Origin of the sequence: Colwellia sp. MB3u-55 (assembly GCF_014076785.1) — a bacterium.
In the GTDB taxonomy this organism is placed as follows: domain Bacteria; phylum Pseudomonadota; class Gammaproteobacteria; order Enterobacterales; family Alteromonadaceae; genus Colwellia_A.
In genome coordinates, this window is sequence record NZ_JACGUS010000071.1 from 1 (window position 1) to 15,060 (window position 15,060).

At 37.4% G+C, this 15,060-nt stretch carries 14 protein-coding genes, 1 tRNA gene and 1 rRNA gene; 12 read left to right on the top strand and 4 right to left on the bottom strand.

From position 1 onward, the window contains the following. A 5S ribosomal RNA gene (rrf, locus tag H4J66_RS03130) occupies nucleotides 1–114 on the top strand. A gap of 91 nt (nucleotides 115–205) precedes the next feature. Beyond that, nucleotides 206–290, top strand: a tRNA-Tyr gene (locus tag H4J66_RS03135). 42 nt (nucleotides 291–332) lie between these two features. Here H4J66_RS03135 and H4J66_RS03140 read toward each other — a convergent pair. Next, nucleotides 333–1,964 carry a response regulator gene (locus tag H4J66_RS03140; protein ID WP_182170479.1) on the bottom strand — a complete coding sequence of 544 codons (1,632 nt, stop codon included), beginning with the start codon at nucleotides 1,962–1,964 and terminating at the stop codon, nucleotides 333–335. Nucleotides 1,965–2,177: 213 nt separating this feature from the next. Here H4J66_RS03140 and H4J66_RS03145 point away from each other — a divergent pair, with 213 nt between their 5' ends. Next, on the top strand, nucleotides 2,178–3,554 hold the full coding sequence (locus tag H4J66_RS03145; protein ID WP_182170482.1) for a DEAD/DEAH box helicase: 1,377 nt from the start codon (nucleotides 2,178–2,180) through the stop codon (nucleotides 3,552–3,554). Nucleotides 3,555–3,581: 27 nt separating this feature from the next. On the opposite strand, the gene H4J66_RS03150 is transcribed toward H4J66_RS03145, so the two are convergent. Next, a complete protein-coding gene (locus tag H4J66_RS03150; protein ID WP_182170485.1) occupies nucleotides 3,582–4,028 on the bottom strand; it encodes a YaiI/YqxD family protein in 447 nt (148 codons plus the stop codon). 168 nt (nucleotides 4,029–4,196) lie between these two features. Here H4J66_RS03150 and H4J66_RS03155 point away from each other — a divergent pair, with 168 nt between their 5' ends. Genes H4J66_RS03155 through H4J66_RS03165 form a run of 3 tightly spaced genes read left to right on the top strand, consistent with a single transcriptional unit; the run spans nucleotide 4,197 to nucleotide 6,376 of the window. Next, on the top strand, nucleotides 4,197–4,673 hold the full coding sequence (locus tag H4J66_RS03155; RefSeq protein ID WP_182170488.1) for an acyl-CoA thioesterase: 477 nt from the start codon (nucleotides 4,197–4,199) through the stop codon (nucleotides 4,671–4,673). A gap of 37 nt (nucleotides 4,674–4,710) precedes the next feature. Next, nucleotides 4,711–5,118 carry a DUF2750 domain-containing protein gene (locus H4J66_RS03160; RefSeq protein WP_310650617.1) on the top strand — a complete coding sequence of 136 codons (408 nt, stop codon included), beginning with the start codon at nucleotides 4,711–4,713 and terminating at the stop codon, nucleotides 5,116–5,118. Between the two features lie 4 nt (nucleotides 5,119–5,122). Then, nucleotides 5,123–6,376 carry a DEAD/DEAH box helicase gene (locus tag H4J66_RS03165; RefSeq protein WP_182170494.1) on the top strand — a complete coding sequence of 418 codons (1,254 nt, stop codon included), beginning with the start codon at nucleotides 5,123–5,125 and terminating at the stop codon, nucleotides 6,374–6,376. Between the two features lie 83 nt (nucleotides 6,377–6,459). On the opposite strand, the gene H4J66_RS03170 is transcribed toward H4J66_RS03165, so the two are convergent. Further along, the gene (locus tag H4J66_RS03170) at nucleotides 6,460–7,110 is read right to left on the bottom strand and encodes a thiol:disulfide interchange protein DsbA/DsbL (RefSeq protein ID WP_182170497.1); all 651 of its coding nucleotides are present in this window, start codon (nucleotides 7,108–7,110) and stop codon (nucleotides 6,460–6,462) included. 392 nt (nucleotides 7,111–7,502) lie between these two features. Here H4J66_RS03170 and H4J66_RS03175 point away from each other — a divergent pair, with 392 nt between their 5' ends. The 4 genes from H4J66_RS03175 to H4J66_RS03190 all read left to right on the top strand — a co-directional run bounded on the left by H4J66_RS03175 (nucleotide 7,503) and on the right by H4J66_RS03190 (nucleotide 11,796). Beyond that, nucleotides 7,503–8,429 carry a LysR substrate-binding domain-containing protein gene (locus H4J66_RS03175; RefSeq protein WP_182170500.1) on the top strand — a complete coding sequence of 309 codons (927 nt, stop codon included), beginning with the start codon at nucleotides 7,503–7,505 and terminating at the stop codon, nucleotides 8,427–8,429. Between the two features lie 38 nt (nucleotides 8,430–8,467). Then, complete coding sequence (locus H4J66_RS03180; protein WP_182170503.1) at nucleotides 8,468–9,868, top strand: sigma-54 dependent transcriptional regulator; 1,401 nt, start codon at nucleotides 8,468–8,470, stop codon at nucleotides 9,866–9,868. Then, entirely contained in the window at nucleotides 9,849–11,150 is a 1,302-nt protein-coding gene (locus H4J66_RS03185) for a PAS domain-containing sensor histidine kinase (protein WP_182170506.1), read from the top strand. Before H4J66_RS03180 ends, H4J66_RS03185 begins: the two co-directional genes overlap by 20 nt. Before the next feature lie 175 nt (nucleotides 11,151–11,325). Continuing rightward, nucleotides 11,326–11,796: a cytochrome c gene (locus H4J66_RS03190; RefSeq protein WP_182170509.1), complete on the top strand. Its 471-nt coding sequence runs from the start codon at nucleotides 11,326–11,328 to the stop codon at nucleotides 11,794–11,796. A gap of 126 nt (nucleotides 11,797–11,922) precedes the next feature. On the opposite strand, the gene H4J66_RS03195 is transcribed toward H4J66_RS03190, so the two are convergent. Beyond that, nucleotides 11,923–12,615 carry a cytochrome b/b6 domain-containing protein gene (locus H4J66_RS03195; protein WP_220463186.1) on the bottom strand — a complete coding sequence of 231 codons (693 nt, stop codon included), beginning with the start codon at nucleotides 12,613–12,615 and terminating at the stop codon, nucleotides 11,923–11,925. 241 nt (nucleotides 12,616–12,856) lie between these two features. Between H4J66_RS03195 and H4J66_RS03200 the strand changes: the two genes are divergently transcribed. After that, nucleotides 12,857–14,104: an HlyD family efflux transporter periplasmic adaptor subunit gene (locus H4J66_RS03200; RefSeq protein WP_310650616.1), complete on the top strand. Its 1,248-nt coding sequence runs from the start codon at nucleotides 12,857–12,859 to the stop codon at nucleotides 14,102–14,104. 31 nt (nucleotides 14,105–14,135) lie between these two features. Beyond that, a complete protein-coding gene (locus H4J66_RS03205; RefSeq protein ID WP_182170515.1) occupies nucleotides 14,136–14,840 on the top strand; it encodes an ABC transporter ATP-binding protein in 705 nt (234 codons plus the stop codon). Nucleotides 14,841–15,060 lie beyond the last annotated feature (220 nt).

Below are 15,060 nucleotides of genomic sequence, written 5' to 3' on the forward strand. Positions count from 1 at the left end.
CTAGCGACAATAGCACTGTGGCACCACCTGATCCCATTCCGAACTCAGAAGTGAAACGCAGTAGCGCCGATGGTAGTGTGGGAGTTCCCATGTGAGAGTAGGACATTGCTAGGCTTCTAATTAAGTTTAATAATAACCATTTAAATGGTATTGTTAAGCGGCTGTTTAAGATAATGCAACTAACAAGTTGAATTATCGGCCCCGTGGAGGGGTTCCCGAGTGGCCAAAGGGACCAGATTGTAAATCTGATGGCTCAGCCTTCGGTGGTTCGAATCCACCTCCCTCCACCACTTTATTCAAAAAAATCTCCTATTATTCAATGATATTAGCGCTTAGCTAATTTTTGTCATATCTGAATACTTATCACTTAACTTTTTAAATCTAATATAAAACTCACTTGTAGAATCGATCAAGGTTAATGCTTTAATTAACATCTCAGCCTGTGCTAGATCGCCAACCCTCTCATTATCTTTTTCAAACGAAACAAGTAACACTTGCAATAAATTCAACTTAATCCCTGTGTGATTAGGAAAATGAACCAGTGCTGTATTGAGTTTATCAATCGCTAAACCGTATTTATGTTTCTTATATAGACTAACACCTAACTCTAATGCGCTTTGTGCCGCAATCTTTTCTTGGTCACCATAAGGCTTATCTGCAATAGTGTTTATTTGTGTGAGTATTGGGGAATTATCATGATTTACATGAGCTAGCTCAGTTAGTAGGTTATCAGCATAAGACTTCTTTCCCATAGCAATGAGTGACTTGGCTATTGCAATTGTACCTACTGGTGATATTTGATTTTTACAGTTGATTAGTAACAACTCAGCTTCTTTTAATGCCTCTTTAGCTAGCCTTGGATCTTTAATTTTATCATACAACCTAGCGGCCAATAATTTACTATGAATCTTAATTTCTATGGTATTAAAGTCTCTGACCATATCGGTCAGTAATTTAAAGGCTTTGTTACTTAGTCTGCGCGATTTTTGAGGTTCTAGATCTGTCATGGACTCAAGTAGCGCTTCGACAAAATGTAAGGTGTTATCAGGTTTTCTATGAACAGAGTGAAAGGCAAGCGCTTCAGTTTTAGCAAAAGCTTGTGTTGCTTTATCAAAGTTCTCATTTGTTAAACATAAGTCTGCATATTTTTCTAGACGTGGTACAGAAAGGGGTGAAACAACCAAAGCATTTTCTAAAATGGCTGCTGCTAACAGAGGTTCCTTATTTAATTGGTAGGTATTGGCTAGCCAATCGTAAGCTGACAAATAAAGTGGATTATTTTCTATTACCGTATTAAAACAATCAACGGCCAAGTCATAATCATGATCGAGTAATGCTATCTTTCCTAGGCCAATTGCAGCCCACTGACAATTAGGAGAACAAGCGTAAGTCTGGTAAATATCTCGGGCCTTATCAAATTGTTTTAACTCAAAGTATTGCCTAGATTGAATTCCTAAACATTCATTTTTATAAATTGAATTTATGGAGATAATATCTTGGCATAATGAAATAACTTGTTGGGAGTCGTTGTTATCCATAGCGTTATATATATCAAGCATGGCTGTTTTTTTAGCGAAACATCGCGCTAATCGAATGCTAAGATCGTTAAGCGTATATGGCTTAGCAAGGTATTCATCGGGTTTATGTTCGAGGGCAGCTAACACCATAGCTTGTGAAACCTCAGCGGTTATCATAACAATAGCGCAATGACGTGAGATAAACTTTTTAGACCTTAATTCCTCAAGAATATGTTGACCATTTTTTTTATCTTCACCTAGATCATAACCTAATAATATAACGTCAAACTGAATTTTTTCACATAGTGTTAATACATCTGAGGCGCGGTTACTCGTATCAACACTAAGAGTACCGAGTGTGTTAGCGAATAATTTCAATGCATCACGTGATTGGCTGATACTTTCAACGATTAAAAAACGCATCTTGCTGTATTCAATCTTGTTCATAAACTCCCTTGAATATTCTTTTAACTGTAGAGACTTTTAGCGGAATTAAAACCACTTGTCTAGCTCTGCAACTGACAATAATTAAATATTAGGATATATAGCTTATTTGCTTGCAGATAACCCTTCTCGTAATTGCACTTATAATAGCTATACTGTATTCTGCAACGCCGCTGTACATTGGCTAACTTCCACTTTTTATAAAGAGATTTATCTATGGGTTTTACCTCGTTGGGCTTATCTGCCCCGATTCAAAAAGCGATTGCTGAAAAAGGTTATACCGAACCATCACCAATTCAAGCACAAGCAATTCCCGCCGTACTAAGTGGGAAAGATGTCATGGCAGCAGCACAAACGGGAACAGGAAAAACAGCAGGATTCACTCTACCAATTTTGGAACGCTTATCCGGTGGCAATAAACCACAAGCTAATCAAGTTCGTACCCTTATTTTAACGCCTACACGAGAGCTCGCTGCGCAAATATACGAAAATGTGGAAATGTACGGTAAGTATTTACCTTTAACGGCTACTGTTGTTTTTGGTGGTGTTAAAATTAATCCGCAAATGATGCGTTTACGACAAGGTGTCGATATATTGGTAGCAACGCCAGGTCGTCTTCTTGATCTTTATAATCAGAAAGCGGTTAGTTTTAAACAACTTGAAATACTCGTACTCGATGAAGCGGATAGAATGCTAGATATGGGCTTTTTACGTGATATTAAAAAAGTTTTATCGGTATTACCAAAACAACGCCAGAACCTTTTATTTTCAGCAACCTTTTCAGAAGATATCCGTGATTTAGCACGTGGATTAGTAAATAACCCTGTAGAGATCTCAGTTAGCCCAAGAAACACCACAGCAGAGAAAGTTGCACAGGTAATATATCCGGTTGATAAAAAACAAAAAGCTGGACTATTAACCGCATTAATAAAAGATAATGGTTGGCAACAAGTTTTAGTGTTTATGAAAACTAAACATGGAGCGAATAAATTAACGAAGCAACTAGAAGCTGAAGGTATAAAAGCTGCAGCAATTCATGGCAATAAAAGCCAAGGGGCTAGAACAAAAGCCTTAGCCAATTTTAAAGATGGCACAGTGAATGTTTTAGTTGCCACAGATATAGCGGCACGTGGTATTGATATTGACCAATTACCACAGGTTGTTAACTTTGAATTACCTAATGTAGCAGAAGACTATGTTCACCGAATCGGTAGAACAGGTCGAGCAGGTGCCAGCGGTAAAGCTGTTTCTTTAGTGTGCTCAGATGAAATTGATTTATTGAATGATGTAGAACACCTTATACAAACTCATATTCCACGTGAAGTTATCGAAGGGTTTGAACCTTTTAATGTTTTATTGGAGTCACGCCCGCTAAGACCTTTGAAAGTAAATAAACCTAAAAAGGCTAAATTCGAACATCATGACGGACAACGTTCTGCAGATAATGCTCGAGGCCATAAGCCACAAAGTAAAAACCCTCGTCATAGAAATGATAGTAACGCGAATAAAGATTCAAATGCAGGTGGCCGTCGTAAAAATCCAGTAAGTACCGCCCCTAAAAATAGTAGCGACCCTTACTCAGCTTCACGCTAATTAATAAACTAAGGCTCTTAATGAGCCTTAGATTCTTTTGGCTAATAATTTATCAAGGTTATTTGCAAAGGCTTGTCTGTCACCTTGACTAATCGGCGGAACGCCACCCGTTTGAATGCCGCTAGAGCGTAAAGTATCCATAAAGTCGCGCATGTTGAGTCTTTGCCTAATATTACTTTTGGTATAAAGTTCACCTCTAGGGTTTAGAGCCAAACAACCTTTTTCTACGACTTCTGCCGCTAACGGGATATCTGCAGTGATCACTAAGTCATGTGCAGTACAGCGTTTAACAATTTCATTATCAGCCACATCAAAACCTGAACTTACTTGTACAAAGGAAATAAACTTGGACGGTGGCATTTTTAGAAAATGATTGGCAATTAAAATAGTTTCAATTTTTGCACGGTCAGCCGCACGAAATAAGATATCTTTAATTACCGCAGGACAAGCGTCGGCATCGACCCAAATTTTCATTATATTCCTCTTAGATTTATTGATTGCAATTGTTAGGCGGATATATTTCTATTTTAATATGATGATTGTTGGTATACCTAGTAGAATATATACAATGGTAAAATTTTAAATTGAAAGGGTATCCATACACAAGGGTAACCCATTAATATTTTTTAAGAGAGTTAAAGCATGAACGATCCACAAAGAGACATCACCCTTAGATTTTTAGCTGAACCACAAGATGTAAATTTTGGTGGTAAAGTTCATGGTGGGGCGGTAATGAAATGGATCGATTTAGCTGCTTATGCTTGTTCAGCTGGGTGGAGTGGTCGCTATTGTGTAACTGCTTATGCGGGTGGCATACGTTTTATTGCTCCAATTCATGTTGGTAGCTTAGTTGAAGTTGAGGCTAAGGTGATCTACACCGGTAATTCATCAATGCATATTGCATTAGAAGTTAATGCCTGTGATCCAAAGTTCCTTAATCGTACATTGACCACTCATTGCATTGTTATAATGGTTGCAGTTGACGAGAACGGTAAGTCTGAAAAAATACCAACGTGGATCCCAGAGTCACCAGAAGATATTAAACAACATGAGTCAGCGATAAAGTTGATGGAAATGCGCAAACTCATTGGCGAAGAAATGCAAATTTTTGTGGAATAGTCATGCTACCTAATACAAAATCTGATAGGAATATTTTATAGTGCAAGCTCTAGACGAACAACAAATCAAACTCGTTTTAAATTACGATGATGCTCAACGAGCAAATTACTTTCTGAAAGAAGTTGTCGTAAATAATGAAATTTGGATATTAAAAGACGAGCACGGCTGTGTGATGCTTAATACCGAAGATGAAGATTGCGTACCTGTCTGGCCAAATAAAGAATTTGCGCAAGCTTGGGCCACAGATGAATGGCAAGAATGTCAGGCAGAAGCTATTTCATTAAGTAAATGGTTTAGTCACTGGTCGCATGGACTGGCAGACGACGAATTAGCCTTAGTGGTGTTTCCTAGTCAAAATGAGCAAGGGTTAGTTTTTTACCCAGATGAGCTTGAACAAGAACTAAAAAACAAACAAAAAAATCAATCAGCCAAAGGTCAGCGTTAATTACATGAGTTTTACTTCTTTAGCATTAGATAAGAGCCTAACCAACGCTGTAAAAGCACTTGGTTATGATGAAGCCACCCCTATTCAGTTAAAGGCTATTCCTGCGATCTTAGCTGGAAAAGATATTATGGCTGGAGCGCAAACAGGAACAGGAAAAACAGCGGCCTTTGCTTTACCTATTTTACAAAAGTTAATGGCAACACTTCCTGAAAATCGTCCTGTTCGAGCTTTAGTGTTAACGCCTACACGTGAACTTGCTCAACAAGTCTATAAAAGTTTTGTTAGTTATGCTGAAAACACAGAACTCAATATTGCCGTTGCTTACGGTGGTGTCAGTATTAACCCACAAATCACTGCATTAAACAAAGGTGTGGATGTTTTAGTGGCAACCCCCGGAAGATTGCTTGACCATATTATTAATGGCTCTTTAGCGTTAACGGAACTGGAATTTTTAGTCTTTGATGAAGCTGACCGTATGTTAGATATGGGCTTTAAAGATGAGATAGACCGTATCTTAAATCGGGTACCACTTAAGCGCCAAACCCTTTTGTTTTCAGCAACTTTCGACGATGCAATTTTTAAACTGAGTAAAAACTTATTAACCGATCCTGAGTTAATTGAAGTCAGTGAGCGAAATGCTGCGGCGGCAAAAGTAGAGCAAATCCTTTATACCGTTGATAGTGATCGAAAGCGTGAATTAACCTCATTTTTAATCGGTTCAAAGAATTGGAAACAAGTCCTTATTTTCACTCGAACTAAAGTAACGGCTGATGCTTTAGCAAAAGAAATGTGTAAAGACGGCATTAAAACGCAATCGATTCATGGCGATAAATCTCAGGGCGCAAGAGAAAAAGCCTTAGCAGAGTTTAAAGAAGGAAAAACCCGTGCCTTAGTGGCTACCGATGTTGCTTCTCGTGGTTTAGATATTGCAAACTTAAACTATGTCATTAACTACGAACTCCCTTATATTGCTGAAGATTATATTCATAGAATAGGAAGAACGGGTCGAGCAGGTAATGAAGGGGTAGCTGTTTCGTTGATGAGCCCTAGCGAAGAATGGTTATTAGAAGCGGTTGAAAAAGTACTCGATACGCGCTTATTACAGCAATGGTATCCTGGTTATGAACCTGACTTAACAAAAACAGAAAAGCCCACCCGTAAAGGTGGCCAAAAACAGCGCGATAGAAAAAAAGCGTTAGGTGAGTATAGTGATGCTAAAAAACGTTCAGGACCCAAAAACAAATATACACGTAGATAGTTAAGCTGATTTCAGATAAATTCACTGCGCTAATAACGCTAATAACGCTAATAACGCTAAACGCAGTGAATTTTGTGTAATGATCACAAGGTAAATAAGTGTGCTACTAATGCGGTGTAATCAGCGAAAAAGTTTTTATCATCAAGGGCTTTAGAATTTATCAAATATTTACCATTAACCACCATAGTCGGAACACCGGTTAATTGACGAGCTGCTGATAACTTATCCTGAGTCTGCTTATTACGCTTAGCTTCACTAATAATGCTAAAGTTTTTCATGCCTTTATCAAATTTAGCACCATCTCCGCCACTCAATACAAAAATGTTACGAATATCTTCTTCGCTATTTATCGTTGCACGCTCGGTCTGTAAATAGTTAAAAATGGCAGGAGAGAATTTTTTAGCAATAGCCGTTTTCTCGGCAATAATAAGGGCTTTACTTAGCATAAACTGAATTTCTGGCGCAGTTTGTTGCATAAAGTCCACGTGCGTTTTTTCTAGCTTAGCCCCATTGGGCAATATCTTTTCGAATTCATTTAAATAGGGCTCATAAGCGCGACACGCAGGACAGTAATAAGAGAAGTATTCACGCAGCTCAGGTTTGTTGGTCGTTTGTTCAGATATAACGCTATAGTGCTTACCTTCTTCAAATTTACTGTCTTGTGCTGCAATCGCTGTCGCAGCGAATAAGGTCAAGGCGATGAATCCGCCAAATAGTGTTTTAAGAGCTTTCATGGTTATCCTTAGAGAATCATTTATTAGTTTTTATTGTTGCGAGTATAGACCAAAGTAAAAAGCGTTGGTTCATCGTAAAATGTAAAAGTTTATTACGAAAATTTTTTATCGAAAGTCATTATTTAAAATGAATTAAAAGACATAAGTTTAAATTATTTGAAATAATAGTTAAACGTTGTTGAATTGTAGCTGTTTTGTTTTTTAGTACATTACTATTTTCATCAGTAAATGGTTTGTTTATTTCATTATTATCAGTGGTTAATGTTTTTGTGGCTTTTCCATTATCTATCCTTATTTGTGGGTGTAAGACTATTCTGTCAAAACAAAAAATGACAAACCAATGATATAAACTTACACTTAATATAAGTTAAGCTTATGGGCAATAAGTAAAAATGGATCAACGACTCAAGTATTTAAATGCAATGCGTACCTTTGAAAGTGCTGCTCGACATAAAAGCTATAGTCAAGCGGCAGAAGAGTTGTTTGTTTCTCAAGCGGCGGTTAGCCAACAAATGCGGCAATTGGAAAATGTTTTATCCGTAAAATTATTCGTTCGTACCGGCCGTAAAATGTTGTTAACGCCAAGCGGCGAGACTTTGTATGAGTCGACACATCAAGCGCTTAACACATTAATAAAAGGGCTTAACAGTATCCAACAAGAAGATATTGCTGGCGATTTAACGATTACGTCAACACAAGCATTTTGTTCTTTATGGTTAATGCCTCGTTTATATAAATTTTCTCAAGTACACCCGGATGTTAATGTACGCATATTAGGCTCAAATCAGAAAGAAGATTTACAACAAAAACATATAGATTTGGCGATACGCTTTGGTGTTAAAAAACAAATGTCCAACGCTGACAATCTCGTTATGGAAGATTTTGGTGAAGACGTTGTTTATCCCGTTTGCTCCCCCAAGTTATTACAACACATGTGGCTTCAAAGCCCCAAAGACCTCCTAGACTGCACCTTAGTTAGCTTAGCTAATGAGCAGGTAGTTACTTGGGATAAATGGTTTGAGCATGCAGGCGTCAAAGGCTTTGAAAACATGACTAAGAAAACAGAAGTTACCTCGAGCGACATGGCCTTAAATGCGGTATTAAGTGGTCATGGCGTTACACTTGCTGCCAATGCAATGTTTTCACAATACATTCAGACTAAGCAATTAGTTGTGCCTTTTAAAATTAAGCATCCAGTGATTTGGAAACGCTATTTGGCCTACGATCCCAATTCAGCTAAGCTTAAACGTATTCAGGTTTTTATTGACTGGGTGCGCGCCGAAATGGCAAGCTCAGCACCGAAAGTATTATTAAGATAATCTTGCTTTCGTTACATTTATCTAAGGAATATCAGTAGATGCCCTGTATTTTAGTTATTGATGACCGTCCGGATATCCGTCTAAGTTTAGCGGTATTGTTAGAAGATCATCACTACACCGTTATTGAAGCCGACAACCCTCAAGTTGCACAAGTGAAATTAAAAAACCATGCTATATCCTTGATATTGCTTGATATGAACTATCAATTAGACACAACGTCTGGTGAAGAAGGTTTAGCTTTTCTTACCTGGTTACAAAACTCTTCATTTGGACATACACCAATAATAGCAATGACCGCTTGGTCCAACACCGACCTAGTCGTAAAAGCAATGAACTTAGGTGCTAACGACTTTATTGAAAAGCCGTGGCGTAATAAACACTTATTGCATACTGTGGCGCAGCAGCTCAATCTTTTAAACCTTTCAAGTCAAAATAAAAAATTAAAACAACAACTTATCAATGAAAATTGTGACGATTATGTCTGGCAATCACCCGTTATGATGCAATTATTGAAAAAAGTAAAAGCGGTGGCACATACCGATGTCAGTATTTTATTAACCGGTGATAATGGCACAGGTAAAAGCGAACTTGCTCGTTTTATTCATCAAGGATCACCGCGTAATAACGAAGCTTTTATTTCCGTAAATATGGGTGCTATCAGCGAGTCACTGTTTGAAAGCGAGATGTTTGGCCATAAAAAAGGCGCTTTTACTGATGCCAAACAAAACCGTATTGGGCGTTTTGAACTCGCTGAAAATGGCACTTTATTCTTGGATGAAATCGCCAATATTCCACTTTCCCAACAAGCTAAACTACTACGTGTATTAGAAAATGGAGAATACGAAACCCTTGGGTCAAGCCTGACACAAAAAACAAATACTCGTATAATATCAGCGACTAATGGTGACTTTACTCAGTTACTAAGTACTGAGTTATTTAGAGAAGATTTATATTACCGTCTTAATACGATTGAATTTAGAGTACCGTCGTTAAAAGAACGCACGGAAGATGTTTTATTGTTAGCGCAATTCTTTGTTGATAAATTCACTAAAAAATATCAACGGCCTGCTCGCTCTATATCGCATGGTGCACAGCAAGCTATGCTTGATTACCATTGGCCAGGAAATGTGAGAGAAATGAGCCACTTAGTTGAACGAGCAGTCTTGTTAGCTGAACATGAACAGTTATTGGCAGAAGATTTGCACATTAGAAATGTCAGTCCTGCGGGGGCAGTCGAAAACTTAGCCAACAATGTGCTTCAAAATAATGAGCCGAGTAATCAATTACCATTAATGACATTAGCTGAAGCGGAAGTTGCTATGGTTAAATTAGCGCTCAAACAAAGCGTAGGAAATATACCTCAAGCGGCGTTATTACTGGGTTTAACAAAAGCGTCGATGTATCGACGTGTGGAGAAATATGGCCTTGCTAAAAACTAATTCTCTAGAAAGCTATATACAAAAAAAACTTGCCATACTCTGTACTGTTATTTTGTTGTTAACTGGTTATATTTCATGGCTTTTAACAATAAAGTGGCAGTGGATTGTTATTATTGAATTAGTGCTTTTTACGATTTGTTTTGGCTTTACTTTGTCAATAAAGCAGCGCGTGATGCGATCTTTTACCCGTGCTTCTTTACATTTAGATGCCATTACTCAGGAAGATTATAACCAATTTGGAAAATCAACTTTCCCAAAGGGTAAGGTTAGCGAATTTCATCAGCAATTGAAAAAACTAAGTGAAAAGTTACAAACACAAAAGTCTCATTATGATCAGCAGGCTTTTCTGGTTTATCAATTGATCTCACAGTTAGATACACCAGTTTTAATATTTAATGAAAAACAACAACTTACACTTGGTAACGAAGCTTTTTATTATCTGTTTAAGCAACCATGGCAAATGTTTCGTCACGCCACTGCCGATTTATTGGGCTTATATTACAATGAAGGACACTGGAAGTTCATAGACCAAGCGAAAAAAAATCGCTGGCAAATACGTCACAGTGAATTTATAGATGATGGTGAAAATCATCAACTGCTGCTTTTTATTGATATTGAACCCGCATTACGAGAAAGCCAATTAAATGCTTGGCAGCAAATCATTCGCGTACTCGGTCATGAGATCCGTAATTCATTAACACCGGTATCTTCAATGGCAGAGACGCTAGCAGATAAAGCAAGCAATGAACGAGACAAAATGGTGCTTGGTGTTATTACCGAGCGTTGTTTGCATTTACAATCTTTTGTGAACCGATACTCGTCGTTATCACAAAAGCTACAAATAAATTGCCAGTGGTTGTCTGTAGAGCATGTGATTAGATCTGTGTCAGGTTTGTTCACCGATATAAACATTACCCTTAACGCGCGTGTTAATGAATTTTGGGCAGATGGCGAATTTATAGAACAAATTTTTATTAACTTATTTAAAAATGCTAAAGAGGCAGGCGCCACAGAAATAACGGTTAGCCTTGCTTTAGAAGATCAATATTATATTATTGAAATTACCGACGATGGTCATGGTTTCTCTAACATGAACAACTTATTTGTTCCGCTCTATTCAACTAAGCCACAAGGTCAAGGAATAGGGTTAAGCTTTTGTCGTAATATCATTGAACAGCATCATGGGGTAATGGAACTGCATAATAATAACGAGAGTGATCAACAGCAACAAGGAGTTACCGTAATGATGATTCTTCCTAAACCCACTATTGACAAAGGTTAGCAGCGGGTTCAATTATGAACTAGGTATTAGTTCGAAAATGAACCTTTGTTTATTTGAGTAAGTTAACCCGATAAAACTGTTTGTAACAACAAGTTGATTTGGAAAAATATTTATTGTTATTTAATAGAGAAGTTTTGCTATAGTGATAAAAATTACCATAAGGACAATAAATAAAATGAAATTATTTACAAAAGTAGTAGCCGCGAGTATTTTTACTGTATTAGCTACAGGTGCAATCGCTAACTCAGCAAGCTCTTTAAAACATGCAGAAAAAGCGACTGACTTACGCCAATCAATATTTAGTTTATTGGGCAGCAACATGGGTCCTTTAGGCGGCATGGCTAAAGGAAAAATTGAATTTGACGCGGAAAAAGTATCAACGCATGCTTTACGCATTAATCAATTATCACTGATGATTGCAGACTACACCCGCACGAACACTTCGGCACATAAAGTGAAGACTGAAGCACTCGACAAAATTTGGGAACAACCAGATGCATTTTCAAAACGTATTGATGACTTAACACAAGCATCGGCTAATTTGCAAAAAGCAGCTTTAAGTGGAGATGAAAGTCTTATTAAAAAAGCGATTGGTGGTGTAGGTAAAACCTGTGGCGGCTGCCATGATGACTTTAAAGCAGAATAGTGCTTAACCCGTCACCATTTAACGGCTTTGAAGTCTGATGGTTTCGGGTTTAATTAACATAAATTAATAGGTGATTTCAGTGGTGCAAAAATCTTCTAATCACCTATTGTTAAAATAACAAATGTATTAGTAGTAATATTCTTCTATAACCGGTGCATTAAGCACAACCAGCCAATAAACAAAAACCACAGCCACTATTACAATTAAAAGCGCAATCCATAACTTAGAGTGTTTGATTACATTTTTATTATCTACTTTAGCGGTAAGCTTTTTTCCTGTGATCATCGGCAGTATTAACGACTGTTTTTTTATTCGTTCATAATAGGCGATTGCCAATAGGTGCATAGCAATGGCTGCAATCATAAAGTCAAAAACATTGTGATGTAAAAACATCATAACTTGTTCGACTTCTTTGCTAACACTATCGTAGTAAGGTCCAGAAGAAAATACATCATCATTGATAAACAAGCCACTTACTGCCTGTAAACTGATGAGAAAAATCATCAAAAAAACCATCAAACTGCCTAATGGATTATGACCACTACTATTTTTAACTTGATTGTTTTTTAGATCACCAATGTAGTTAATAAGGCGCTTAGGTGTTGGAACAAAAGAGCTAAAGAGTGAGTGTTTAGTACCGAAGAATCCCCACAAAATTCTGAAAACAAGTAAGCCTAAAGCGAAATAGCCAAGTTTCATATGAATATCAATCAGGTCATTGTCTTGATCAGAAGTGTACCAAGAGGCAATAACAGTAAAGGCAAATAGCCAATGAAAAAGTCGTAAAGGTAAATCCCAAATAAGAACATGTTTCAGCAAGAGTCTATCCCAAATAAAAATAAAGTATTAATTGTAATGGCTACAAATTATGAAGTAAAAAGGAATCACCGAACTACTTCACATCAATAACGAAAGTTTTTGAGTTCATTATCGAACTAGTACGAAAGTTGGTTTGCTGATTTAATGTTTCGTATTGATTTGTATGGGAAATATTATTGGCACGAAATTCGCTATATCAATAAATATAGAAAGACGGTTAAGCAACAGCCAAGAGAATAATGTGGATATTTTAAAACAGAAGCCTAAAAAGACATTGCTCAATAACAAAGGACTAATGGTAACGATCGCCGTTGTTATTGTTATTATATTGGTAAGTTATGCGAAAGCTTCACTTAATAATGTCAGCCTAGCGAGAAAAGACCTACTACTCGCAACAGTCAAACAAGGTGATATAGACGTTACCTTAGAAGGATACGGCAAGTTAACCTCAGATAAGTTGCAATTAATTACTACCCTCACCAAAGCAACGGTTGAAGAAATCGTATTAAAACCTGGCGCGACTGTTACCAAAGAAAGTGTAATCGTAAAATTAGCGAACCCAGAACTGCAGCAACAAGTGCAAAGTGCTGAATATTCAGTAGCTGAGTCAAGAGCCAATTTACGTCAACTAAAATTAAACCAAAGACGCGAAACACTCACCGAAAAGTCTAGTTATTTAGAACTTGTATCACAGCACAAAGGGGCTCGTTTAACGTTAACCGCACAAAATAAATTGGTAAAAAGCGGTATTGTCAAACAAATAGACTATCAAGAAAGCATATTGCGTGAAGATCAGTTAAAAGAACGAATCGAAATTTTTAAAGAACGTAATGAACAGCTTAAAGAAGTACATAAAGAAGCGATAAATATACAATTAGAACGTATTAAGCAAGTCGAACAAAGACTAACAATCGCTAAAGACCGGAAAAATAAATTAGTAGTAAAGGCTGGCTTTGACGGTGTGCTACAACGTTTATCTGTAAATTTAGGACAAAGCTTGTCTGCAGGGCAAGAAGTCGCCTTAATTGGTAGTGTTACCGAATTAATTGCGTTAATCCGTGTGCCACAAAACCAAGTGCAATTAGTTAAAATTGGTCAGAACGTTATCGTTGATACCCGACAAGAACTCATTAAGGGAAAAGTTAAGCGTATTGACCCTATTGTTGACCAAAACACCGTCGAGGTTGAAATATCATTTTCTGGGAAACTGCCTAAAAGTGCAAGGCCCGAACAAAACATTGATGCCGTGATAACGGCTAAAGTGCTGAAAAACATTTACTACATAGACCGACCTGCCAATGTGCAAGCGCATAGTATAACTTCGCTGTACCAGCTTAATAAAGAAATGTCCGAAGCTAAAAGAGTCGACATAAGTTTTGGAGAAAAAACTGGACGATTTATTGAAATAAGTGCGGGAGCCAACTTAGGCGACCAATTTATTATTTCAGATTTAAATAACTATAAAACAGCAAAAATCTCGATTCTATAATTGAGTCATAAAATTACAAAAGGATAGGTACATGAGCAAAGCCATTTTATTATTAAAAAATATCGGTAAAATTTTTGAAACCGAAGAACTTGAAACACATGCTTTGAAATCAATTAACTTAACCGTTAATAAAGGAGATTACGTTTCAATATCTGGTCCTTCTGGCTGTGGTAAATCAACACTTTTATCAATTATGGGCTTACTTGATGTGAGTAGCGGTGGAGAGTATTTCATTGAAGGGGTCAATGTAACTGACTTATCGCTGGATCAAGCTGCAGAAGTCAGAAATGCAAAGATTGGATTTATATTTCAATCGTTTAATTTAATAGACGAGCTTTCAGTTTTCGACAACGTGGCGCTTCCATTACGCTACCATGCAGATAAGCCTAATAACGCGACAATTAAAAAGCGTGTCATAGAATGTTTAGAAAAAGTAGGCTTGTCACATCGAATTAGCCACAAACCTAATCAGCTTTCGGGCGGACAACAACAACGTGTTGCTATTGCTCGTGCCCTAGTCGCAAACCCTGCCGTCTTATTAGTCGATGAACCTACGGGTAACCTTGATTCAAAAAGTGCTGACCAAGTTATGGATGTACTCGACCAATTAAATAAAGCGGGTACAACTATTTGTATGGTAACGCATGATCCGCGCTATGCAGATATGGCGCGTACTAAAGTACAACTTCTTGATGGCGCTATTTTACACTCACCGGGTGTAAAACTAGTCGGGTAAATCGGCTAACTCAATAAGTACTTTGTACCGTCATACTGAATTTATTTCAGTATCTAAAGTTGTTGAAAAGTTTAAAAACCAGATCCTGAAACAAGTTCAGGATGACGATAGAGACTGCCTGAAACACAGGTTTATGTTCCAGACTAAACCTAAGCAACTACATACGTGTAGGCAAGTTCCGGGTGACGGCAGATATTACATTATGATCAACGGAAAACTT

Coding starts and splice junctions, on each gene's coding strand:
- H4J66_RS03140 (WP_182170479.1), bottom strand. CDS start 1,964: ATGAACAAGATTGAATACAGCAAGATGCGTTTTTTAATCGTTGAAAGT.
- H4J66_RS03145 (WP_182170482.1), top strand. CDS start 2,178: ATGGGTTTTACCTCGTTGGGCTTATCTGCCCCGATTCAAAAAGCGATT.
- H4J66_RS03150 (WP_182170485.1), bottom strand. CDS start 4,028: ATGAAAATTTGGGTCGATGCCGACGCTTGTCCTGCGGTAATTAAAGAT.
- H4J66_RS03155 (WP_182170488.1), top strand. CDS start 4,197: ATGAACGATCCACAAAGAGACATCACCCTTAGATTTTTAGCTGAACCA.
- H4J66_RS03165 (WP_182170494.1), top strand. CDS start 5,123: ATGAGTTTTACTTCTTTAGCATTAGATAAGAGCCTAACCAACGCTGTA.
- H4J66_RS03170 (WP_182170497.1), bottom strand. CDS start 7,110: ATGAAAGCTCTTAAAACACTATTTGGCGGATTCATCGCCTTGACCTTA.
- H4J66_RS03175 (WP_182170500.1), top strand. CDS start 7,503: ATGGATCAACGACTCAAGTATTTAAATGCAATGCGTACCTTTGAAAGT.
- H4J66_RS03180 (WP_182170503.1), top strand. CDS start 8,468: ATGCCCTGTATTTTAGTTATTGATGACCGTCCGGATATCCGTCTAAGT.
- H4J66_RS03185 (WP_182170506.1), top strand. CDS start 9,849: ATGGCCTTGCTAAAAACTAATTCTCTAGAAAGCTATATACAAAAAAAA.
- H4J66_RS03190 (WP_182170509.1), top strand. CDS start 11,326: ATGAAATTATTTACAAAAGTAGTAGCCGCGAGTATTTTTACTGTATTA.
- H4J66_RS03205 (WP_182170515.1), top strand. CDS start 14,136: ATGAGCAAAGCCATTTTATTATTAAAAAATATCGGTAAAATTTTTGAA.